The 364-nt window shown below is 66.5% G+C and carries 1 protein-coding gene; it reads right to left on the bottom strand.

The annotated features are described in order from the left end of the window. Nucleotides 1-58: 58 nt before the first annotated feature. A partial coding sequence (locus EN807_RS33275; protein WP_189522681.1) for a homocysteine S-methyltransferase family protein occupies nucleotides 59-364 on the bottom strand: 306 nt, incomplete at its 5' end.

Below are 364 nucleotides of genomic sequence, written 5' to 3'. Positions count from 1 at the left end.
TCCCAGCCGTCCTTGCCCGATGGCACGATGCCGGTAATGCGCTTCGATGGTTTTGGCATCAGGCTGCTCCCGCGATGTGATGGCCGGCCTGAATGAGCCGGTCGCGTAGCGCAGCGATGTGCGCCGGCCCGACTTCGCAACAGCCGCCTACAATGCTGGCGCCAGTCTCGACCCAGCCCATCGCCTGGTCGGCATAGGCGTTCGGATCGAGATCATGGCGCGCGTGCAGCACGTCGACCGTGCCGCCATGCTTGAGCGCCTCGACCGAGGTGAAGCCATTGGCATAGGCGCCAACCGGACCGCCGAGGGCCAGCAGTTCCGGCAATGCGGCGGCAATGGCTTCGGGCCGGCAGCAGTTGAGCAG

The organism is Mesorhizobium sp. M5C.F.Ca.ET.164.01.1.1 (assembly GCF_004792125.1).
In the GTDB taxonomy this organism is placed as follows: domain Bacteria; phylum Pseudomonadota; class Alphaproteobacteria; order Rhizobiales; family Rhizobiaceae; genus Mesorhizobium; species Mesorhizobium wenxiniae.
Note: the sequence above shows the minus strand (reverse complement) of the source record. Positions and strands in the feature narration are given on the sequence as shown.